Below are 20,262 nucleotides of genomic sequence, written 5' to 3' on the forward strand. Positions count from 1 at the left end.
CGCCCACAATCACCCGAGGCTTCTTGCCTCTCTGAGCGGTAACGGACCCCTTCTCTCTGAGGGGGCGCAAGGCGCTGCGGATCGTACCCCGGCTGACGCCGTAGGTGTCAGCCAGTTCCAACTCGCCAGGGAACCCGTCGGGGAATTCTCCCCTGGCAACGCGATCCGCGAGGTCCGCGCCGATGCTCTCCCACAACGGCCTGCGTGGGTGCGACTCAACGGCGGGTGCGCCGACCTGAGTATGTGCTGCCACGGCTGTCCTTTCTCGCAAAATGTCTATACATTAGAATTGTCTCTGTAAAAACCCCGGAAGGTCGAAAGCCATGGCGCCTGTGCAACCGAAGAACGCGTCGTCGGGCTCTCCCCGCCGCGGCCGCGTCTACTTGATCGCTAGTGCTGTCGCGATTGTAGTCGTGCTCGGCGTCGGGTTCGCGGCGCAGTCCGGAACGGCGGAACAGGGTTCGACGGCAGGGGGCACCAGTGAGCAGGGCTCCGATGAACCCACCATCGACATGTCTCGTCGCATTGACGGCGATCCGACGGCGTTTGGCAACAGAAATGCCCCGGTTGTCCTGGTGGAGTATTCGGACTACCGGTGCCCATTCTGTGGAGTGTACGCACGGGACACCCTCCCGGTTCTCATTGACGAGTACGTGAAATCGGGGAAGGTGCGCATCGAATGGCGAGACTTCACGGTCTTTGGCCAGCAGTCCATTGACGCGGCCGTCGCCGGCAGGGCCGCAGGCAACCAGGGCTTGTTCTGGGAATTCAACGCGGCTGTTTACAAGGACGCTCCCGAGCGGGCGCACATTGACCTTCCGCGGGAGCGCCTGCTCCAAATCGGCAGGGACATCGGGGTTCCTGACATGGCTCGCTACGAGGGAGATCTGAGCAGTCCAGCTCTCCTCAAGCTCGTTACCGCCGACACGGCGGAAGCCCAGGCGATCGGCGCGACGGGCACGCCGCTCTTTCTCGTCAACAGCACTCCCATTTCCGGTGCCCAACCCGTCGACGCCTTCCGTCAGGCCGTTGATCGAGAACTCGCCAAAGCGGCGAAGTAATGGATATCGGTTACACGGGCGCCCTGATCGGCGGGGTACTGACTTTGCTCAGTCCGTGCTCGGTCATGCTCCTCCCGGCGTTCTTCGCCTACGCATTCTCGACGCCCACGAAACTTCTCGCCCGCACCGGACTCTTCTATCTGGGGCTCATCACTACGCTCGTGCCGATCGGCGTTCTCGCTGGCACGCTCGGCGCGTTTCTCACCCAGAACCGAGCCGGGTTCGTAGCCGTCGCCGCGTCACTCGTGATCGCACTCGGCTTGGTCCAGCTCATCGGCATCAAGCTGCCGGCGTTCGCCAGGGGCGGCGGAGCTGAGGGCACCTCCTCAGCCTCGGTATTCCTCTTGGGATCTGTTTACGGGGTCGCCGGGGTGTGTGCGGGCCCCATTCTCGGGTCCGTCCTCACTGTCGCCGCCGTGGGCGGAAACGCCGCATACGGCGGCATCCTGCTGGCCATCTATGCGCTCGGGATGACCGTCCCCTTGTTCGCCCTGGCGCTCGTCTGGGACCGACTCAGGATCACGGAACGAGGCTGGCTGCGGCCGCGAATGGTGCGCATCGGACGCTGGCAGAACTCGTGGCTGCTGATCGTGTCCGGCCTGCTCTCGATCGGAATCGGAGCGCTCCTCCTCCTGACCGACGGCACCGCCGGACTAGGCGGCGTCTTGACCATCGGCGATCAGTTCGCCGCCGAGTCCTTCGTATTGAACGTCTCCTCGGGCGTCTCCAACCTCCTCTTCGGTCTCGCGGCGATCGGCGTACTGATCGTCATCGCCGTGATCTACTTCGTGCGCGGTCGACAACCAGGAGGTCCAGGGCGACCGGCAGGGCGGGTCGAGCAGGGGCAGTCAGCAGAGTCGATCGACCGGCGATGACTGCGGGCCGCGTCACCGCCGCCCGCTGCGCCGTCGTCATCCTTGCGTCGACGCTCACCGGGTGCACGCCCACCGCCCACACACTCGGGGCCCGGACGGTGCGGCCGCAGTCCGTCACCGTCAACAGCGCCGCAACGACGACGAGAGTCACACCGGGCCTCACCACTTCGAGCACGGTCGAATTGGATCGTGCGCCCGCCGCCTCCGGAGGTGTCTTCGTGTCGATGGTCTTTCCCAACAAGCGACACGGACAGTTGAGCTTCGTCGGTGCAACGGACGCCGGCATCCGCTAGCAGATTGAGACGAACCCGTCGTGCGTGGGTTCGGCGCACACCCGGGTGGGCGAGGAGGAGATGATCGTCGTTCTGGATTCGGATGCTCAGGTTGCCGGTGGCCGCCTCGCCACACACACGGTGGCCACGGCATTCCGCACCGACACCGGCAAACAGGTGTGGGGGCCAGTCGAGGTGCCCGGCCCTATCCAAGGCCTCGGACTAATCTTCGCCGACACTCCCAAAGCGATCGTTTCGGTCGATGCCGCCTCTCGCGTGATGCTCAACGCTTCTGACGGTTCAGTCGTGGCGGACGAAAGCACGACCGGCGACGTTCAGATCGACTACGAGAGCAACGGTGTCGGCCTCATCCGCATCGACGGCGAACTCCAAGCCATGGACACGCGCACGTCACTCACGCTCTGGAATTCCACCTCCCTCCCTCGGCCGGACGGGACGGACTCCACCTGGTCAGCCGGCGTCGACGAAACCGTGGAGACGTCGCGAGGAGACGTGGTCTTCCTTCGATGGACCGCTCCCGATGGCGAGTGGGTCACGGCAGCGCACAATGCACGCACCGGTAATTTCCTCGGCTCGATCCCAGGCGGACTCATCCCGGCAACCGTCGAGAGTCCCAGCCGGAACCGGATCGTCGAGGCATCCATGCCGGCACCTGCGACAACGATCCTCACTGCACTCGATCCCGACGAAGGCATCCTGTGGGCGAAGAATGTCTCCGGCACGGTCACCTTGGAATCGGCGTCCGACAACAAGCTCTACCTGCGCAACGGCGCACAAGGCGTAGCCCTGACCTTGGATAGCGGGGACGAACTTGCCCGCGGTGACTTCGCCGTACCTCGTGCCGTTCTTGCCGACGGAACAGCGATTCTGCCCACCGGAAACCAATCTAAGTACCTGCTTGCCAGACCAACACCGAAGGATCGTCAATGAACAACACGGGACTACTGCTGCACGTTAGCGGCGCCGATGCAATTCACATTCAGGCCGGCATCCGGGCCGCCATCAACGCTCGGGCGCAGTTGCCGACAGTCTCCATTGAACTCGTGATCCAGGGACCGTGCGTCACATTCCTGGCGACCGGATCCGTCCTCGAATCCGAACTGGCCGCACTCGGAGATGGGCTCGTACACATTCTGGCCTGCAACAACAGCATGCGGTCGGCCGGGCTGCAAGCCGACCAGCTGCCTGGCGCCGTGAGCGTTGTCCCGGCCGCCGTCGCCCATCTGGCCGCGCGGCAGTTCACCGGCTGGGCCTACGTTCGAGTGTGAATGTCAGCGTCACCGCAGACGAAACTGCCTTAGGGGATAACGGATGGCACATCACATTCGATCCGTGTTCCACTCGGATTTCCACTGCGATAATTTACACCGCAATCCACCGGGCGACACCGCCTGCCAATTCCGGCCCCGCGCCATCCGCCGCCGCCATCAGAAATGGAGTCGATGGCCCCAGTTGGGCTGATCCCCGGCGACGACTGCCGCTTCACAGTTGACGTCTCCTACTTCACTACTGGCATGGTTCATGTTCGGGCCGCAAACAGCAATACTTCAGCGGGATAATGGACGGTTGACGACGAGCGGCCGCATATTCCGCCCCAGGGCGTGATGGCACGAGTTGCGGTCGAACTGGCCCGCCAAGAGGCCGAGAAGGATCTAACGAGGCGGGTTGATCCTGACGGTGCCGACTCGACCCTCGATGTGTCGGATGCAATCAATAGATCGAAGACCAATTACACATGAAGCCTGACTTGACCGGCCGGCCGACCATCGACCCATGACGGAAGAGCAGGGGGATGACGGCACCGAGTTGGCCCTCTGTGCCACAAGACGGTATGGCGACTGATCCCGCTCCGAGGCGCCGGCATCGCTCTCTCACCTGTGGGCGGGAAAGCGATTGTTATGGCCGTGAAGAACTTGCGCTTGGGCATCTTCGCGCGTATCCGTGACTTGCTCCAGCCGGGGTTGAAAATTGATCACGCCCGTCCTATCACCCTGCAGACTGGGACGAAATGACGCGCCTCGTTGTGATCTGAGCGTGAGCCCAACGTAACTCAGCTCATCGACTCAATGTCGAGTTGTGGCATCAGCGGTGCTTCCCGAGAAGAATTCGTTCGACCTGCGTTCGGCGTCACGCTGCGGATCGTGGGCGGGCCCTCGTGGAAAACGCGGAGTTATTCGCTGGAACGCCTACGAGCCAGGGCATGCAACTCCCCCGCCCCCACTGGCCAATAGGGATTTCCCGAACCACCCACAGAGAGAGGTCCGGAGTATTCCGGACTTCCGTTTGGGAAATAGGTCGAGACAACCGATATCGGTTGTCCGGCCTATTTTTTTGCCCGAAATCCAGTGCGTGGAACTCCTCGTCGAACAACTGAACCTTTGGTTCGCTTGGGTGCGTCGACGGCAAAAGCGGGAGGCCCGCAAACTTCGAGGCTCGTATTCGCGTTACAGCGGGGCAGACCAACGACCGGCGGCTAACGAGCCTGGCGGCCGGTTGTCCGAGATAGGTGGCAGAAGCCCGAACTGGACTCTCACGCGACACGTGGAACGTTTGACGATCATGGGTGAGCCTCTGACGGTGAGCCCAGTTGGCCGCCCTGCACGCACCCTGTGCCTGAGTCCCACGGTACCCTCGAACGACCGATCCCCTAGATTTGGAGCCCCCTTGTGACCGACGACTCTCTCCGCCTCCCGGACACGGTGTTCCGCGCCGTCCTCGACCTTGGCGTGGTACCGGTGGCCTTGCCGGAGCTGCCCGCCGGCCTGGGGACACCGCTGTTGCACGCGGACTGGGAGGAAGACGAGAAGATCGCGTACCTCTATGTGAGCTTCGACTCCGGCGATATCCACATGGAGATCATGGAGACTGCCCTCGACATCCATTTCGGCGCCGACGGTGAATGCTCGGAGGAGGCCCCGTGGTCGGAGGAGGTGACGGAGGCCATCATCCGGTGGGCGACGACGCTGATGTCCGCAGTCCTCCCGGTCCTCCCCCAACTCGTTGAAGACGCGGAGGAAGCCGCCGCGTGGTCCGATGAGGGTTTGCCCCTCTATTCCCGGGATTACGGCCCGGTCCCCCTCGAGATGCTCGAAGTTCACGTGGAAGGGAAGCAGATGATGCTTCCGTGGCTCGGCTCCGGCCATGTCGACCACCGGCACGCTGACGGGGCGAATCACCCGATCGAGCTGGTCTGGGACCCGGAGCATGAAGAACCGCACATCGTCATCGCCCGGTCGTGGTCGGACCCGAAGTCCGGGGAACCGAGATCCCGGGCGGTACCCGGCACCGACTGGGACGCCGTCGGCCTCACCCGCACAGAGGTCCTCGCGTGGACCGAAGGACTCTACCTGAACGGCCATGTGATCGTTGACGCGGCGGAGCTGATCATCGCCGCTGCACTCGACCGGATCGCCGGGATCACCCGATAGCCCGGCGCGGGGGCACGGGCCCCGACGTGAACCGGCGGCCCTGGCCTATCCTTATCTGGACTCGAACTCGTTCTGTCCCGCTGCCAGAACCGCCTCCGGAGCGTCGCGCAGGCTGAGATTGGAAGGCTTCAAGCATTCGCGGAAGAGTTGGAGTTTTTCTCTGGAACACCCGGGTGACCCACTAGGCAATTCCCCCGCGTCCACTGCCCAGAGAGGATTTCCCGAATGAGCCGCGCCGGGCCTTGCGCCGGTGCGACGGCGACCGCCAGCGAGAAATGATCCCAGGCGACGAAGGCAGGCGATTCCGCGACCGCGCCCGCGAAGGTGAGCGTCCGGATGGACCCGGTCGGAGTGTGCACGTCCACCACCGCGCACTGAAAGTTGACGCACGCCGCGTGCATGCTCGCTGCGTCCTCGCCGATCATCGCGGCCACGTCGGCTGTTAGTGACCGCGCAGTACCCGCGGGTTCTCTTTGACCTACTCATGGGCATCAACCGCTGGATCTACCGGGTGCTTGCTTACGTCGCGCTTCTGCGCGATGAATACCCACCCTTCCGGCTCGATCCGGGTGGGCAGACGTTGGAGGATGCTTCCGCTCAGAATCGGCGCCCGGACTCGAAAACGCGCTGGCCGACGCGATCCGAATTCGGCACTCCGTCGGTCCGGGCTTATCGCGATTGATTCTGCCCCCGGACCCGGTTAGATCGCATCCGTGAGGCCTGCTGCCACCTCCCGGCCGACCAACCACGCACGCAACGAGTCGTTGAACAGCTCGACATTCTCGATGTTCCACTGGTGATGCAGCGCCGGGGCCGTCGCGACGAGACTGCCCCGGATACCCGCGGCCACTCGGTGGAGTGAGGCGCGCACGATTGCTGCGGAGTCGGCTCCGCCTGCCACTGCGATCGTCGGAGCGGTCACGCTTTCGAGGAGGACGGAGGGAATGCCGAGCGCGACTTCCTCCAGAATTGCGCGCGCTGTTTCCCGCTTTATCCCGAGGCCGGTGGTGACGAACAGTTCCGCGTCGTCGCCGGTCAAACCATAGCTTCGTGCCTGAGTCGTCCAGAAGCTGCGCTGGTTCCAGAGCAGCAGCATCAGGCGTCCGATCAGAACGTCGCGTCGGGCGGGCGGCGCGACCTGGGCGCTGGCGAGGAAGAGGCTCGCGACCTTCCGAGGGTGTCTGGCCGCAAGGTGCAGCGCAACGCTCGAGCCGAGGGAGAGCCCCACGATGTGCGCTGCGTCAGGCAGTAGAGTGGCGAGCTCATCGGCTGTCTCCTCTATCGATCTCCACTCAACCTGGTTGCTCGCACCGAAACCGGGTAGGTCGGGTACGAGGACGCGGTATTCGGGGAATGCCGGGATCTGTTGTCCCCACATCCAGCCGGCCACGTTCCCGCCATGGAGGAAGACGATGGTTTCGGTGGAGCCGGTTTCCCCGGCCGTGCGAGGAACGAAGGTGAGCATTTTCACAATCCGAGGATACTGGCTCCGATCCATCAGGCTCGCCTTCTGCCTGGCGACTCGCGGTTCGATCGCCCGAAGTCGTCGCCACGAATCAGTTGGACATCGATGTCGCCCCAACGTCGTTGGCCGTGCAAACGCTCCGGACACAGGCACGGAGCCATCGATGCGCCGGGTCGACCTCCAGCCGCGGGTGCCAGAGCATCGAGACGGTGACCTCCGGTGTCGGGATCGGGAGAGCAAATGTGTGCAGGTCGGCGCGCAGACTCCTCGTGTGCTGTTCGGGAACGGTAGCGATCAGATCTGACGTGCGAGCCAGGGCCAGCGCCGCTCCGAAGTCGCCGACGATCACGGCGATCTGTCGTTCCATGCCATACGGCTTGAGTGCGTCGTCGATGGCCCCTCTCTCAACACCGCGCCGCGAGACACGGATGTGGCTGCCCGACGCATACCGCACGGGGGTGATCCTGGCTCGGGACAGGGGATGTCCCAGCCGGATGACGCCGACGAAACGATCCGTGAACAGGGGCTCAGTGCGCACCTCGTTCGTCTCCTCCACCACGCCGATTTCGAGGTCAGCCGTGCCGTCGCGCAGGGAGGCAGCGTCCTTTTTCACCTTCTGCATGAAGCGCAGTCGAACGCCGGGGGCTTTCATAAAGACCCGGCTGATGAGGTCAGGCCCAAAGCTCTCGACGAACCCATCACTGGTCCGCAGGGTGAACGTCCTGACCAGGCCGGCGAGGTCGACCGTCTCGGGCGGCCCCAGTACCGCCTCAGCCTCCTGCACAAGCTGACCGACGCGTTCGCGCAGCTCGAGCGCGTGCGGCGTAGGTACAAGACCACGACCGGCCCTGACCAACAGCGGATCGCCCGTCGTCACGCGCAAACGGGCGAGCGCCCTGCTCATCGCCGAGGGGCTCAGGTTCAGCCGTTCCCCCGCCCTCGTGACATTGCCCTCCTGGAGCAGCACGTCCAGCGTAACCAGCAGGTTCAGGTCGGGTCTTGTCATAGAACCAACAATCGCACATCAGATTGGACTATGGCGTGAAACGCATGACTCTTTTGCAAACCTTGCGCCTTCCGCCATCTCCGATGCAGCCATACGCTGAAAAAACAATTCAGAAATCGCACGGAAGCAGGATCCAGAATGAGAACGACCAACGTGGAACATGGCACTGTGAACGGGGCTAAGACGTATCGGTGGGCGCTGCTCACCCTCTCGCTGACCATGTTGCTGCCCTCCCTCAGCACCAGCATCGTCAATGTTGCCCTGCCGACCATGGCGGAGGGATTCTCGGCCTCCTTCCAGCAGGTCCAGTGGATTGTCCTCGCCTACCTCCTCGCCATCTCCACCCTGATCGTCGGCATCGGACGCCTCGGCGACATCACGGGTCGCCGGCGGCTCTTGCTGGCCGGAATCGCCCTCTTCACGGCGGCCACGTTCCTCAGCGGCGTGGCGCCGACACTGTGGCTACTCATTGCCGCCCGAGCGGCGCAGGGCCTCGGCGCGGCCAGCATGATGGCGCTGAGCATGGCATTCGTCGCAGAGACGGTCCCGCCGACACGAACCGGCAGCGCCATGGGACTACTGGGGACGATGTCCGCGATCGGCACCGCCCTCGGGCCATCGCTGGGCGGCGTCCTGATCACCGGGTTCGGATGGAGGGCGATCTTCCTCGTCACCGCACCCCTGGGTATCCTGACCCTCGTCCTCGCCTATCGTCATCTGCCTACCGACCGTTCGGCACCGAAGGCCCGACGAGTCGGTTTCGACTACCTGGGGACACTGCTGCTCGCCCTGACGCTGGGCGCCTACGCGCTCGCCATGACCATCCAACACGGTGGATTCGGCGTGCTCGGCCTGGCCCTGCTCCTGGCCGCCGTCGTCGGCCTGGGACTGTTCGTGCTCGCCGAGCAGAGAGCGACATCACCGCTGATCCACCTGAAGAACTTACGAGACCCCGTGCTCAGCTCAGGTCTCCTGATGAGCGCGATCGTCTCGACGGTGATGATGGCGACGCTGGTGGTCGGTCCGTTCCACCTGTCCCTCGCGCTCGGGATCCAACCGGCCCTCATCGGGCTCGTCATGTCGGTTGGTCCCGTCGTTGCCGCACTTACCGGCGTGCCCGCCGGGCGCATCGCCGACCGACTGGGCACCGGACGCATGGTTATCGTCGGGCTCATCGGAATGGCCATCGGGTCCCTCTCCCTGTCCCTGGTCCCGGTAACGCTCGGTATTTCGGGCTACATTGCTTCCCTCATCATCATCACCGCAAGCTACGCAGTGTTTCAGACGGCCAACAACACCATGGTCATGACCGGCGTCCGCGCCGACCAGCGCGGTGTCATCTCCGGGATGCTCAACCTGTCCCGCAACCTCGGGCTCCTGACCGGTGCCTCCGTGATGGGCGCTATCTTCGCATTCGCCTCAGGGGCGAGCGACATCACCACTGCGGGGGCAGGTGACGTTGCGACCGGCACGCGGTGGACATTCGCGGTCGCGGCAGCACTCATCGCCGTCGCGCTCGCGGTCGCCGTAGCAAGCAGAATCCGCGCAACGCCCGGCTCGTTGCCGAAGGAAATGTCGCGGTAGGCACAAGAACTTCGACATCGCATTTGCGAGTCGCTGCTGACCGAGATCCCTCGGTCGATCAATCGAAAGGAAAAAACCATGTCACTAACCAGCACTCCCCGAGGCAATGCCGGGCCGCCATCGGTCCACGCGAGGGCGGTGATCACGTGGATCGCCATCTTCCCCCTGGTCACCCTCGGCTTCTTCGCGATCGCGCCGTTCGCCGGCGACTGGAACCCCGTTCTCCGCGCCTTCGTTCTGTCCATCGTCGTCGTGCCGGTCGCCGTTTACCTCGTTGTGCCCCAGTTGATGCGGGCCCACGGCCGCATCCGAGCAACGCGTCGGTAGAGCAGCAACCCATCTGGAGGGTGCGGAATTATCTCGTGAAATAGCTTCATGAGTGGGCTCAGCACTCCCCCGTGCGTCCGGCCCCAAATGGATTCCCCGAAGCCCTCCCCGAGAGAAGCTCGGAGAGAAGCGGGCTTCAGTCTGGAAAATAGGTCGAGACAGCCGTTACGCGGATGTCCGGCCTATTTTTTTCGACGGGTCCGACATCTCGGCCGGGTCTTGTCCTGGCGCTGCCGCTACGGATCTGAACTGAGGCCTCGGCGATGAACTGCATGTCCGGGTCCTCGATGCCGGGTCCTCGATGCCGCCGTGGATCAACGTGACAAACATTCACGCGGCCGGTGCACGACCTTGTTCGTGTGGAATCATTGAGCGATGACCGATTCTGCCCCGGATTCTTCGCGCGCGCTCCGTCTGCGGCGAATGACAGGGCGCAATCCACGCGAGGTGAACCGGGCGGCGACGCCACTGGAACTACTCTTCGATCTCTCGTTCGTCGTCGCACTCGGCGTGGCCGCCGACCAATTCGCGTACCTCGTCGCGGCCCGCCATTTCGGGGAGGGGCTGCTCGGATTCGCCTTCGCGATGCTCGCGATCTGCTGGGCCTGGATCAACTTCTCCTGGTTCTCCTCCGCCTACGACACCGACGACTGGTTCTACCGCCTGGCGACGATGGTGCAGATGGTCGGCGTCATCGTGCTCGCGCTCGGACTTCCGGCGCTCTTCCACTCGCTCGACGAAGGCGCCCACGTCGATAGCCGGGTTGTTGTCGCCGGGTACGTCGTGATGCGGGTGGCGCTGATCACCCAGTGGCTCCGCGTGTCGGCGCAGGATCCAGTACGGCGCCTCACCTCGCTGACCTATGCGGGGTGGGTGGGCCTCGCGCAGGTCGGCTGGGTCGTTCTCTCCATCATCGACCTCGCCCTCGTTCCCACGGTCGCACTGGCGGCCGTGCTCTTCATCGTCGAGTTCACCGGCCCCGTCATCGCCGAGCGTCGGATCGGGGGGACTCCGTGGCATCCCCTCCACATTGCCGAGCGCTACGGACTTTTCGCTATCATCGCGCTCGGCGAGGGGGTCTTCGGCACGGTCACCACCGTTTCCGCAATCGTGCAGCGCCAAAGCTGGAGCGCAGAGTCGATCATCATCATCATCGCCGGGATGGGGCTGACCTTCGGGATGTGGTGGACCTACTTTCTCCTTCCCTCCGGAACTCTGCTGGCCCATCGCCGCGGCAAACGGTTCGTCTGGGGCTACGGCCACATCCTGGTCTACACGTCGATCGCGGCGATGGGCGCCGGGCTTCACGTCGCGGCCTACGTGATCGAGGGAGAAACGGCGCTCGGCACCCTCGGTGCGATCCTCGCCGTCTCGATCCCCGTCGCGATCTACTCGATCGCCCTCTTCGCGTTGTATTACTACCTTCTCGAGGAGTGGGACCCGCTGCACGTCGTGCTCTTGATCGGCGCGATCCTGGTGCTCGTGATCGCCGCCGGGCTCGCCGTAGCAGGGGCGTCCCTCGGACTCTGCCTCATCATCGTCACGCTGTCGCCGGCCGTCGTCGTCGTCGGTTTCGAGACAGCCGGTCACCGCCATCAGGCGGCCGCGCTTGGGCGCCTCGAGGCGCCCGACACCGCGTCTTAGAGCGGCTGGGGCGTCGAATCTCGACTCCGAGATCGGCTGGATTGGACTGCATGGTCGCGTCCGTCAGTGTGTCGCTGAGGGCTGCGGCCAGCAGCTGAATCGCGGGTTGCCGGCGCGGAACGGCTGCGTCGGCGCTCTACGCGGGCTGCGCCGCTCTGGAACTGCACCTTTCTCTGGTCGCCGCGCTCGAATCTGCGCCACGGCCGGATGCGCGAGACTGGGCGTATGCCCGATCTCACACTGCACGGCGGCGTCGGTAGCCGCGTTGACGCCGAGATCGAGGTAAAGCGATCCAGATTTCTCTGCCGCCTGGTCCGAACCGCGACCGAGGATGCCGCGCGTGCTGCGATCGACGACGCACGCAAGGAACACTGGAATGCTCGCCACCACTGCTCGGCATTCGTGATCGGGCCGACCGGGGCTCCCGATCAGGTGCGTCGTTCCAGTGACGACGGTGAACCGTCAGGAACCGCGGGTCGGCCCATGCTCGAGGCGTTGTCCGGGCGCGATTTCGTCGACTGCGTAGCCGTCGTCACCCGCTATTTCGGCGGCACGCTTCTCGGTGCCGGCGGCCTCGTGCGCGCCTACTCTGAGGCGGTTCTGACCGCGATCGACCAGGCCCAGTCTCTTGGGCTGGTCGTGGAGCTCGAACGCCGTGAACTGTTCACGCTCGCACTCCCCCACTCGGATGCCGGTCGTATCGAGGCCGAATTGCGCCAGCGCGGAGTGCTCATCCTGGGTACGGACTACGGTCAGGCGGCCGTGCTCCACATTGCGGACGACGACGCCGCACGTCTGGCCGCGATCGTCGCCCGTGTGACGGCCGGAAGCGCACAACTGGAGCCCGTCGGCCACGAATGGGTCGACGTCGAACGGTAGTCACGCCACGGCCTCGGGCCCACAGGGGCTCCCCGGCGGCGCCTCAGCTTTGCGGGATGCGGCACGCCTCGCACTGCCCGGGAGGCGGTGGCGGTTGCGGTAGAAGGTTGCCTGTCGGAGCGATGCGCTTCGTCATGCGGTCGGCAATGTCTCCTTGTGCTTCGGGTCAGGTTCCTCCACCCGGTGGTTGGCCTGCAAGTCCTGGTTCGGTGGGTAGCGTGATCGTGAAGCTGGACCCAGTGCCGGCTCCAGCGCTCTCGACTCGGATGCGACCACCGTGCGCCTCAACCAGGGCCCGCGAGATGGCCAGTCCGATGCCGCTGCCGCCCCGGGCCCGAGAGCGGCCGGAGTCCACGCGGTAAAATCTTTCAAAGACCCGTGGCAGGTGCTCGGCCGCGATGCCTTCGCCGGTGTCGGTGACGCGTAGCCGGGCGGTGTCGTTGCTGCAGGCGGCGCTCAGAGTGACCCGACCCCCGGCCGCGGTGTGGCGTAGCGCGTTCTCGAGCAGGTTGGTCAGGATCTCCTGGAACCGATCCGGGTCTGCCATGACGACGCAGTCGTGCGGAATATCACAGGCCAGGGTCACGCCGTGTTCCTGAAAGGACCGGGCGGCAGAGGCACTGGCGGTTTCAAGCAACTCCGTGACGTGAACCCGCTTCAGTCGAAGCTCGTAGCGGCGTTCCTCGATGACCGAGACGCGGGCGATGTCGCCGACCAGTCGTTCCACACGGCTCAGTTCGGCCTCGATCACGGCGTAGGTTTCCCGGTTTGCGGTCAGCACGCCGTCGGCCAGCGCCTCATGGTATCCGCGGATCGTGGTCAGCGGCGTCCGGAGTTCGTGGGCCAGGTCGCGCAGGATCTCGACCCGCGTGCGTTCGGTGGCTGCGAGAGTGCGGGCCATCCGGTTGAAGGCCTGGCCGACCGCGTCAAACTCAACTCCGAGCCCGGATTCGGTCAGCCGCGCGTCGTATTGGCCCTCGGCAAGGTCTGAAGCAGCCCGCGCCATCGCCGTGATCGGGCCCATTACCCGGCGGGTGACGTACCAGCTGACCGCCAGTCCGGCGAGGGCGGCCACCAGGATGCCGATCAGCAAGGAGGTCAGCGTCGCACCGGCGAACGCGATCTGCAGGTGCCGCGCGAGGTCCTCGGGGATCGGTCCGACGGTCTGGTCGATGTGGGCACGAAACAGTCCTGGTGCGAGCAACAGTGAAACTGTGAGCAGGGTGACGCTGCCGGCCAGGATGACCAGCCCCTGGGCCATCAGCAGTTTGGGCCCGAAGCCCGCTGCCGGGCGCCGTCTGCCGCCCATCAGCCCGCGCCCATCCGGTAGCCGACCCCGCGGATCGTGCGAATGTAGCGCGGCGCCTGGGGATCGTCGCCGAGTTTGCGACGCAGGTTGGCCACGTGGACCTCGACCACATGGTCGTCACCGAACCAGTCTCCACCCCAGACATCCTCGAGCAGGAGACGCCGCGCGAAGACCCTGCGCGGATGGGCCGATAGCCCCTCCAGCAGGTCGAATTCGGTGCGGGTCAACTCGACCAACTCGCCGTCGAGCAGCACCTCCCGAGCCACTGGATCGATCTGGAGGGCGCCGAACCGCCGGATCGGCTCGATACCGGGATCCGCTGCGTGAGGACGGCGCAGCATCGCCCGAATCCGTGCGACGAGCTCTCGCGGAGAAAACGGCTTGCCGATGTAGTCGTCGGCGCCCACCGACAGGCCGATCAAACGGTCGATCTCCTCGATCCGCGCGGTCAGCATGACGACGTAGGCATCGGAAAAGGTTCGGATCTGGCGGCAGACCTCGATCCCGTCCATTCCTGGGAGCATGAGATCGAGTACTACGACGTCCGGCCGCCAGGACCGGGTCAGCTCCACAGCCGTTTCGCCGTCACCCGCAACATCGACGAGGAAGCCCTCTCGCTCCAGGTAGCTGGCGACCAGCTGGGAGATGGACGGGTCGTCCTCCACGACCAGAACCCGCGCCCCTGACGGGTGCGGGTCCTGGCGGGCTGGCCCAGGGGACGGGGTTGCGCCGCTCACGAGTGCTCCGACATCTCCACGAAATCACCGTGCCAGGAGTGGAACCACACATCACCGGTGCTGGCACGTACCGACAGCATCCCGGTGATCTCACCATCGCGCACGGTGTGAAGCGTGTAATATCCGGGGAACTTTGTGGCGTCCTCGGAGGTGAGCCCCTCGTCGTGGTCCGCCAGCCAGCGATCGGCGATCTGCTGGGCCTGGGTGGCGCTCATGTCCGACTCCGAGCCGGCACTGCCGCCCATCATCGAGAACCGGGTGTTCCACATCGTGGCCGGACCCATCTCGGGCTGCACCGCCCCGGAGCGGGAATTGATGAGCACTTCGGTGACCTTCGACCCGTCGGGCTCCTGCAGGTCAGCGTAGTAGTGGTTCTCAAACCGCATCACCTCGCCGACCTCCAGCCCGGGCTGGAGGGTCTCCGCATAGGCTGCGGCTCGCTCCCTGGCCTGCTTGAGGTTCTCAACCGGGCCGGCTCCGTCGTCCACCCAGCCGTTACCGCCCATCCCGCTCTGATCCCAGCCGGACCCCGGACCCCAGCCGGAAGAGGGCTGCTGGCTGACCAGCCAGCCCCCTGAGATCAGTAGTGCGACCAGCGCGACAGCCGGAATCCACCACCTGCGACGCCAACCACCTCTGGTGTCTGTGCTTGCCATGATGGCCTCACTGTCCCATGCTCTTCGGCGAACGTCCTGAGCGGAGGGTTTCACGCGTGCGGTGGTAGGTGTCCTCGTCGATCTCACCGGCGGCGAACCGGCGGTCGAGCACCTGATCGGCGCTCTCCTGCCACCCGCTGTCCTGGCGAGACTGAGGCTGGTTTCTTCCGGGGCTGAAGGCACGCGCCACCAACCAGACGATCAAAACCAGTAGGGCAACCCAGAAGATCGCCATGGCAATCCAACCGCCGACACCCATTCCCCATCCATAACCCATCATCACGAACTCCTCTCTTCGTTACCTTGTGTTGATAACTCCATCCTCCGCCACCGCCCTCAGGGTCCTGTCCGGTCTTTCCTCAAGATCGGCTCAACATCGATCAGGGCCGTGCGAAGAAGAGGCTGTGCACCCCGTGGTAACGGCTCACGCCCGCAGCAGCACCTTACCGATTCGCCCGGCCTCGCCGCTCGCTGCGACCGCAGCACCGATCTCATCGAGGTCGAAGGTCGCCGACACCGGCAGGGTCAGCGTTCCGTCGAGAACTCGCCCCATCAGCTCCTGGAAGAGCTGCCCCTTGATTTCGGCGGGCATCTCTCGGCTGACGACGCTGCCCCAGAAGCCCTTGACCGTGGCCTGGTTGAAGATGAGGTCGCCGGAGGCGAGCTGGAGGCTCGGCGACGCCATCGCGCCGAAGACCACGAGAGTGCCGTTGGTCGCCAGGGCGGACAGGACGTCGCCCGCGGATGTGCCTCCGACGGAGTCGACGCCCACGTTGATGGGGGCGCCGCCAGTGATTTCGGCGAGAGTGGCGCGCCAGTCGTCGGTGTCGGTGGCGATGACGCGCTCGATGCCCTGGGCGCGGAGTTCGTCGACACCGGCTGCTCGACGGACGAGCCCGACGACGTTGATGCCACGTGCCTTGCCCAGCTGCGCGACCATCCGGCCCACTGCGCCGTTGGCGGCGTTCTGAATGAGCCAGTCCCCCGCGTGGAGGTCGAGAGAATGCAACAGGCTGATGGCGCTGAACGGCATGGAGACAAGTTGGGCCGCGGACTCGTCAGGCAGGCCATCCGGCACCCGGATGAGACCGGCCGCATCGGCCACGAAATGCTCGGCCCACACGCCGAAGGTTCCGCCCGTGGCGACCCGCTGGCCGACCTCAAGCTGATCGACGCCGGCGCCGAGCGCATCTACGACGCCGACGGCCTCGGTTCCCGCCAGGGCCGGCAGGTCGGGCTTGAAGCCGTAGGTGCCGCGCACGGTCCAGAGATCATGGTTGTGGATGGCTGAGAGCAGGGTGCGTACGCGGACCTGGCCGGGGCCGGGCTGCGGGAGAGGTTGTTCCTCGACCGTGAGGACAACGGCGGGGTCGCCGAACTCGTGGTGGACGAGGGCGCGCATCGTATTGGCGGTCATCTGCTCAATCCTCCGAAACCGTGATGGTGACGTCGATGTTTCCGCGTGTGGCGTTGGAGTACGGGCAGACCTGGTGGGCTGCGTCCGCGAGCGACTGGGCCTGGTCGAGCTCGATCCCGGGCAGCACGACCTCCAGCAGCACGGAGAGCTGGTAGCCGCCCGCTCCGTTCGGGCTGATCTGAACGCGGCTACCGACCGATGAGTCCGAGAGCTTCACCTTCTGGCCGCGCGCGACGGACTGCAGAGCAGAGTGGAAGCATGCGGCATACCCGGCGGCGAAGAGCTGCTCGGGATTTGTGCCGGTGCCGGAGCCACCCATCTCTTTCGGGATGGCGAGGTCGAGGGCGAACGAGTCGTCGCTGGTGGCGACGCGCCCGTCGCGGCCGGCGCCCGTTGAGAGTGCTTCTGCGGTGTAGAGAACGTTCATTGCTGCTTTTCTGCTTTCGGTTCAGTTTCGTCGCCCGTGTGCTGAGGGCTCACGGCGTGCATCGTCTCGGTGAGACGGTGAAGTGTTTCGATGAGGGCGGTGGCGGATTGTTCGTCGGGCAGCCCTGTGCCAGCGGCGATCCTGGCCGGAATGTGAGCCAGTTCGGCTCGGAGGTCATGACCTCGATCGCCGACCGTCACGGTCACGATGCGCTCGTCGAGGAGTCGTCGCTCGCGCCGGACCAGACCCGCCTGCTCCATCCGCCGGAGCAGCGGCGAGAGCGTTCCCGAATCCAGCTGCAGGTGCTCCCCCAGCGATGACACCGTCTGATCGCCCTCGATCCACAACGTCACCAGCACCAGGTACTGCGGATAGGTCAACTTCCACGGTTCGAGGAGGGAACGATAGGCCTGGGTCGTCGCTCGGGTGGCGGAGTACAGGGCGAAACACACCATCTCATCGGTTACGGGCATGGTTATATCATTGCACGCAATTGAATTGTGCACAATTCAAGTACAGCGAGTGGGGGCCAGGGACGCGCTCGTCGTGCCGAGCGGCGTCCGTGAGACCGGCCCTACCCGGTAGGCAGCGGAGGGAGCAAGACGAGGGCGACTACGAGTGCCGGCTCACTCGCCGTGCGTCCGCACGCGGGTCGCGATGGTCTGCTCGATGATGATCGCCGCGGCGACCGATACAGCGACGATCACGGTGAGAAGGTCGTTCTGAAGTTTCAGGGTCGTGAAGGGGATCAGGATCGCGAGATCGAGCACGATTGTCAGTATTGGAACCCAGGATTTCGCCTGGATCTTCGACCGGAGGTGGCGGATGACCGCCCACTGTACGGAGATGTCCATGGCCAGGTAGAGGAATGCGCCCATCGAGGCGATCTGGCTGAGGTCGAGGAATGCGGTGGCCAGGATGCCGAGACTCGCCGTGATGATCATCGGCTGGTGCGAGATGCTCCTGGGTAGTGATGGCGCCTGCTTCATCTCCTGCAGCATCTCGTAGAGGCGTGACACCGAGTAGAGGCTGGCGAGGAGACCCGACAGGGTCGCGACGACGGCGATCGCGACGGTGATCCCGACTCCCCACGCGCCGAAGAGAGGTTCGGCGGCTTGCGCGAGCGCGTAGTCGCGCGCTTTGACGACACCGTCGGCGCCGATGCTCGACGCCACCGACACGGTGATGAGCAGATACAGAATCGTGCAGATGAGCAGCGAGATGATGATCGACCGGGCGATATTCTTCTTCGGGTCGCGGATGTCGTCGCCCTGGTTGGTGATGGTGGTGAAGCCCTTGTAGGCGAGAACGCACAGTGTCGTGCCGGCCAGGAGCCCGGCGATGCCGAGGGAGCCACCGGACGATTTCGAGAAGAGCCCGTCGCCGGATACCGCAGTGCCGATGAGGCCGGCAATCGCGAGCACGGCGATGCCCAGGATCTTCAGCACCGCCGTGCTGGTCGCTGAGCCTTCGACGATCTTGTTGCCGATGAGGTTCACGATCGCGGCGGCGACGATCGCGGCCACGCCCAGCACGGGCACGAGTATCGCGGAGTCCTGCAGGCCGAAGGGGCGAAGCAGGTAGGTGCCGAATGTGCGCGCGAGGAGGCTCTCCGCGACCACCATCGACACGTACATGAACAGCGAGAATGACCCGGCGACCACACCTGATCCATACGCATCCTTCAACAGCATTGCGATGCCGCCGGAGGAAGGGTTCACGCTCGAGTAGCGCACATAGGAATAGGAACTCACTCCGGCGACAATGGCGCCGAGGAGGAACGCGAGTGGGAACCAGTCTCCGGCGAATTCGGCGACCTGGCCGACGAGTGCGAAGATCCCCGCGCCGATCATCACCCCGGTACCGAGTGAGATCGATCCTGTCAGTGAAATCTTGTCTGCGCGCTTGGACATGGGGACATTGTCCCCATGGCTGTGCCTTCTCTGCTCGGACCGTTGACGGCGAGTCGGCCAAAACGACCGTGGTTCACGTCGTCCGACCGTCCCGCTGTCCCTCCTGAGAGACTGGAGTGATGAGCAAGCGACAGACTAATCACGCCCCCCGCGCGGACGCGGTGACCATGACCGCCGTCGTCACCAACGGTGTTGGCGACTTCGACCAGCTTGTTGTGCGGGAGGTCCCCAGGCCCGCGGCCGGCCCCGGAGAGGTCCTCGTTCAGGTGCTCGCGGCCGGCGTCAACAACACCGATATCAACACTCGACTCGGCTGGTACTCGTCGACCGTGTCCACGCCCACCAACGAATCATCCGACGGGATCGACGATTTGGAGGCGGGTCGCACGGACGGCGGCTGGAACGGGGCAACACCGTTTCCGCTGATCCAGGGCGCTGACTGCTGCGGTCGTGTCGCCGCGGTCGGCGCCGGCGTCGACCAGGGAATCGTCGGCGCACGCGTGCTCATCCGTTCGTGCATGCCACTGGACCCGGCGGATTCACCCGCGACAGAGTGGCTCGGTTCAGATCGTGATGGCGCATTCGCACAGTTCACGGTTGTGCGGGCCCGCGACGTGTTCCCGGTCGAGACCACGTGGAGCGACGCCGAGCTCGCAACGATTCCCTGTGCCAACGGCACCGCGGAGAACATGGTGAGCCGCGCCGGGATCGCCGTGGGCACGCGGGTGCTCGTCCCCGGCGCATCGGGCGGCGTCGGATCGGCCGTCGTGCAGCTTGCGAAACGACGTGGCGCGTACGTCATCGGGATCGCGAGCGGCGCGAAACGTGAGCGTGTCCTCGAGATCGGTGCGGACGAGGTCCTCGAGCGGGGCGAGGACCCGGTTGCGCGACTCGGCGCCCGGAGCATCGACGTCGTGATCGACAACGTGGCAGGCGACGGGTTTGGCAGCATGCTCGGCGTGCTCCGCAACGGAGGCGCCTATGTGACGTCTGGCGCAATCGCCGGCCCCATCGTCGAGCTCGACCTGCGAACGCTCTACCTGGCTGACCTGAGGCTCATCGGCTGTACCGCCTGGGACGAGCATGTGTTCGCCGACGTCGTCTCGTACATCGAACGCGGCGAGATTCGACCGCTGCTCGAGCGCACCTACCCGCTGGACGACATCGTCGCCGCGCAGCGCGATTTCCTGAAAAAGCGCCACGTGGGAAACGTTGTGCTGCTTCCGCCCGAGTGAGAACGT

At 64.9% G+C, this 20,262-nt stretch carries 22 protein-coding genes and 2 pseudogenes; 12 read left to right on the forward strand and 12 right to left on the reverse strand.

Annotated elements, in window-relative coordinates; translation table 11 throughout:
- Positions 1-34 precede the first annotated feature (34 nt).
- Positions 35-253, reverse strand: a pseudogene (locus tag QMG61_RS02600) (GntR family transcriptional regulator); the annotation flags it as partial.
- Between the two features lie 70 nt (positions 254-323).
- On the opposite strand from QMG61_RS02600, the gene QMG61_RS02605 reads away from it, so the two are divergent.
- The 6 genes from QMG61_RS02605 (at position 324) to QMG61_RS02630 (ending at position 5,657) form a co-directional block, all read left to right on the forward strand.
- Entirely contained in the window at positions 324-1,061 is a 738-nt protein-coding gene (locus QMG61_RS02605; protein WP_283492773.1) for a DsbA family protein, read from the forward strand.
- Positions 1,061-1,936: a cytochrome c biogenesis CcdA family protein gene (locus QMG61_RS02610; RefSeq protein WP_283492774.1), complete on the forward strand. Its 876-nt coding sequence runs from the start codon at positions 1,061-1,063 to the stop codon at positions 1,934-1,936. Before QMG61_RS02605 ends, QMG61_RS02610 begins: the two co-directional genes overlap by 1 nt.
- Positions 1,933-2,229: a hypothetical protein gene (locus tag QMG61_RS02615; protein ID WP_283492775.1), complete on the forward strand. Its 297-nt coding sequence runs from the start codon at positions 1,933-1,935 to the stop codon at positions 2,227-2,229. The genes QMG61_RS02610 and QMG61_RS02615 overlap by 4 nt, the downstream gene beginning before the upstream one ends.
- Positions 2,230-2,289: 60 nt before the next feature.
- Positions 2,290-3,159, forward strand: coding sequence for a PQQ-binding-like beta-propeller repeat protein (locus tag QMG61_RS02620; RefSeq protein ID WP_283492776.1), 870 nt, complete (start codon positions 2,290-2,292; stop codon positions 3,157-3,159).
- Entirely contained in the window at positions 3,156-3,497 is a 342-nt protein-coding gene (locus QMG61_RS02625; protein ID WP_283492777.1) for a DsrE family protein, read from the forward strand. The genes QMG61_RS02620 and QMG61_RS02625 overlap by 4 nt, the downstream gene beginning before the upstream one ends.
- 1,398 nt (positions 3,498-4,895) lie before the next feature.
- Positions 4,896-5,657: a hypothetical protein gene (locus tag QMG61_RS02630; RefSeq protein ID WP_283492778.1), complete on the forward strand. Its 762-nt coding sequence runs from the start codon at positions 4,896-4,898 to the stop codon at positions 5,655-5,657.
- Between the two features lie 128 nt (positions 5,658-5,785).
- On the opposite strand, the gene QMG61_RS02635 is transcribed toward QMG61_RS02630, so the two are convergent.
- Positions 5,786-6,091 carry a hypothetical protein gene (locus QMG61_RS02635; RefSeq protein WP_283492779.1) on the reverse strand — a complete coding sequence of 102 codons (306 nt, stop codon included), beginning with the start codon at positions 6,089-6,091 and terminating at the stop codon, positions 5,786-5,788.
- A gap of 5 nt (positions 6,092-6,096) precedes the next feature.
- Between QMG61_RS02635 and QMG61_RS02640 the strand changes: the two are divergent.
- A pseudogene (locus QMG61_RS02640) lies at positions 6,097-6,339 on the forward strand (DUF4389 domain-containing protein); the annotation flags it as partial.
- A gap of 18 nt (positions 6,340-6,357) precedes the next feature.
- Here the strand turns inward: QMG61_RS02640 and QMG61_RS02645 are convergent.
- Together QMG61_RS02645 and QMG61_RS02650 are read right to left on the reverse strand one after the other, a co-directional pair.
- A complete protein-coding gene (locus tag QMG61_RS02645) occupies positions 6,358-7,122 on the reverse strand; it encodes an alpha/beta fold hydrolase (RefSeq protein WP_283492931.1) in 765 nt (254 codons plus the stop codon).
- Positions 7,123-7,213: 91 nt separating this feature from the next.
- Complete coding sequence (locus QMG61_RS02650) at positions 7,214-8,128, reverse strand: LysR family transcriptional regulator (protein ID WP_283492780.1); 915 nt, start codon at positions 8,126-8,128, stop codon at positions 7,214-7,216.
- Positions 8,129-8,266: 138 nt separating this feature from the next.
- On the opposite strand from QMG61_RS02650, the gene QMG61_RS02655 reads away from it, so the two are divergent.
- The 4 genes from QMG61_RS02655 (at position 8,267) to QMG61_RS02670 (ending at position 12,562) form a co-directional block, all read left to right on the forward strand.
- On the forward strand, positions 8,267-9,712 hold the full coding sequence (locus QMG61_RS02655) for an MFS transporter (RefSeq protein ID WP_283492781.1): 1,446 nt from the start codon (positions 8,267-8,269) through the stop codon (positions 9,710-9,712).
- 78 nt (positions 9,713-9,790) lie between these two features.
- Positions 9,791-10,039 (forward strand): putative antibiotic biosynthesis monooxygenase, encoded by a 249-nt coding sequence (locus QMG61_RS02660; RefSeq protein WP_283492782.1) that lies wholly within the window; start codon positions 9,791-9,793, stop codon positions 10,037-10,039.
- Positions 10,040-10,462: 423 nt separating this feature from the next.
- Positions 10,463-11,683 (forward strand): low temperature requirement protein A, encoded by a 1,221-nt coding sequence (locus QMG61_RS02665; RefSeq protein ID WP_283492783.1) that lies wholly within the window; start codon positions 10,463-10,465, stop codon positions 11,681-11,683.
- A 225-nt stretch (positions 11,684-11,908) separates the two neighbouring features.
- Entirely contained in the window at positions 11,909-12,562 is a 654-nt protein-coding gene (locus QMG61_RS02670; RefSeq protein ID WP_283492784.1) for a YigZ family protein, read from the forward strand.
- Between the two features lie 166 nt (positions 12,563-12,728).
- On the opposite strand, the gene QMG61_RS02675 is transcribed toward QMG61_RS02670, so the two are convergent.
- The 8 genes from QMG61_RS02675 to QMG61_RS02710 all read right to left on the reverse strand — a co-directional run bounded on the left by QMG61_RS02675 (position 12,729) and on the right by QMG61_RS02710 (position 19,021).
- Positions 12,729-13,871, reverse strand: coding sequence for a sensor histidine kinase (locus QMG61_RS02675; RefSeq protein WP_283492785.1), 1,143 nt, complete (start codon positions 13,869-13,871; stop codon positions 12,729-12,731).
- The gene (locus QMG61_RS02680) at positions 13,871-14,608 is read right to left on the reverse strand and encodes a response regulator (RefSeq protein ID WP_502846994.1); all 738 of its coding nucleotides are present in this window, start codon (positions 14,606-14,608) and stop codon (positions 13,871-13,873) included. The genes QMG61_RS02675 and QMG61_RS02680 overlap by 1 nt, the downstream gene beginning before the upstream one ends.
- Positions 14,605-15,264 (reverse strand): hypothetical protein, encoded by a 660-nt coding sequence (locus tag QMG61_RS02685; protein WP_283492786.1) that lies wholly within the window; start codon positions 15,262-15,264, stop codon positions 14,605-14,607. Before QMG61_RS02685 ends, QMG61_RS02680 begins: the two co-directional genes overlap by 4 nt.
- Positions 15,265-15,271: 7 nt before the next feature.
- Positions 15,272-15,544, reverse strand: a complete 273-nt coding sequence (locus QMG61_RS02690; RefSeq protein ID WP_283492787.1) for an SHOCT domain-containing protein — start codon at positions 15,542-15,544, stop codon at positions 15,272-15,274.
- A gap of 144 nt (positions 15,545-15,688) precedes the next feature.
- Complete coding sequence (locus QMG61_RS02695) at positions 15,689-16,666, reverse strand: zinc-binding dehydrogenase (protein WP_283492933.1); 978 nt, start codon at positions 16,664-16,666, stop codon at positions 15,689-15,691.
- Between the two features lie 19 nt (positions 16,667-16,685).
- Positions 16,686-17,108 (reverse strand): organic hydroperoxide resistance protein, encoded by a 423-nt coding sequence (locus QMG61_RS02700; protein WP_283492788.1) that lies wholly within the window; start codon positions 17,106-17,108, stop codon positions 16,686-16,688.
- A complete protein-coding gene (locus QMG61_RS02705; RefSeq protein ID WP_283492789.1) occupies positions 17,105-17,581 on the reverse strand; it encodes a MarR family winged helix-turn-helix transcriptional regulator in 477 nt (158 codons plus the stop codon). The genes QMG61_RS02700 and QMG61_RS02705 overlap by 4 nt, the downstream gene beginning before the upstream one ends.
- Before the next feature lie 153 nt (positions 17,582-17,734).
- Positions 17,735-19,021 carry an APC family permease gene (locus QMG61_RS02710; RefSeq protein WP_283492790.1) on the reverse strand — a complete coding sequence of 429 codons (1,287 nt, stop codon included), beginning with the start codon at positions 19,019-19,021 and terminating at the stop codon, positions 17,735-17,737.
- A 119-nt stretch (positions 19,022-19,140) separates the two neighbouring features.
- On the opposite strand from QMG61_RS02710, the gene QMG61_RS02715 reads away from it, so the two are divergent.
- Positions 19,141-20,256, forward strand: a complete 1,116-nt coding sequence (locus tag QMG61_RS02715; protein ID WP_283492791.1) for a zinc-binding dehydrogenase — start codon at positions 19,141-19,143, stop codon at positions 20,254-20,256.
- Positions 20,257-20,262 lie beyond the last annotated feature (6 nt).

The sequence above is a fragment of the Cryobacterium sp. PH31-AA6 genome (assembly GCF_030063195.1).
GTDB lineage: Bacteria > Actinomycetota > Actinomycetes > Actinomycetales > Microbacteriaceae > Cryobacterium.

Bases quoted from the DNA above. Each gene is read 5' to 3' on its own strand.
- QMG61_RS02605 (WP_283492773.1), top strand. From the start codon at position 324: ATGGCGCCTGTGCAACCGAAGAACGCGTCGTCGGGCTCTCCCCGCCGC.
- QMG61_RS02610 (WP_283492774.1), top strand. From the start codon at position 1,061: ATGGATATCGGTTACACGGGCGCCCTGATCGGCGGGGTACTGACTTTG.
- QMG61_RS02615 (WP_283492775.1), top strand. From the start codon at position 1,933: ATGACTGCGGGCCGCGTCACCGCCGCCCGCTGCGCCGTCGTCATCCTT.
- QMG61_RS02620 (WP_283492776.1), top strand. From the start codon at position 2,290: ATGATCGTCGTTCTGGATTCGGATGCTCAGGTTGCCGGTGGCCGCCTC.
- QMG61_RS02625 (WP_283492777.1), top strand. From the start codon at position 3,156: ATGAACAACACGGGACTACTGCTGCACGTTAGCGGCGCCGATGCAATT.
- QMG61_RS02645 (WP_283492931.1), bottom strand. From the start codon at position 7,122: ATGCTCACCTTCGTTCCTCGCACGGCCGGGGAAACCGGCTCCACCGAA.
- QMG61_RS02650 (WP_283492780.1), bottom strand. From the start codon at position 8,128: ATGACAAGACCCGACCTGAACCTGCTGGTTACGCTGGACGTGCTGCTC.
- QMG61_RS02655 (WP_283492781.1), top strand. From the start codon at position 8,267: ATGAGAACGACCAACGTGGAACATGGCACTGTGAACGGGGCTAAGACG.
- QMG61_RS02660 (WP_283492782.1), top strand. From the start codon at position 9,791: ATGTCACTAACCAGCACTCCCCGAGGCAATGCCGGGCCGCCATCGGTC.
- QMG61_RS02665 (WP_283492783.1), top strand. From the start codon at position 10,463: ATGACAGGGCGCAATCCACGCGAGGTGAACCGGGCGGCGACGCCACTG.
- QMG61_RS02670 (WP_283492784.1), top strand. From the start codon at position 11,909: ATGCCCGATCTCACACTGCACGGCGGCGTCGGTAGCCGCGTTGACGCC.
- QMG61_RS02675 (WP_283492785.1), bottom strand. From the start codon at position 13,871: ATGGGCGGCAGACGGCGCCCGGCAGCGGGCTTCGGGCCCAAACTGCTG.
- QMG61_RS02685 (WP_283492786.1), bottom strand. From the start codon at position 15,264: ATGGCAAGCACAGACACCAGAGGTGGTTGGCGTCGCAGGTGGTGGATT.
- QMG61_RS02690 (WP_283492787.1), bottom strand. From the start codon at position 15,544: ATGATGGGTTATGGATGGGGAATGGGTGTCGGCGGTTGGATTGCCATG.
- QMG61_RS02695 (WP_283492933.1), bottom strand. From the start codon at position 16,666: ATGCGCGCCCTCGTCCACCACGAGTTCGGCGACCCCGCCGTTGTCCTC.
- QMG61_RS02700 (WP_283492788.1), bottom strand. From the start codon at position 17,108: ATGAACGTTCTCTACACCGCAGAAGCACTCTCAACGGGCGCCGGCCGC.
- QMG61_RS02705 (WP_283492789.1), bottom strand. From the start codon at position 17,581: ATGCCCGTAACCGATGAGATGGTGTGTTTCGCCCTGTACTCCGCCACC.
- QMG61_RS02710 (WP_283492790.1), bottom strand. From the start codon at position 19,021: ATGTCCAAGCGCGCAGACAAGATTTCACTGACAGGATCGATCTCACTC.
- QMG61_RS02715 (WP_283492791.1), top strand. From the start codon at position 19,141: ATGAGCAAGCGACAGACTAATCACGCCCCCCGCGCGGACGCGGTGACC.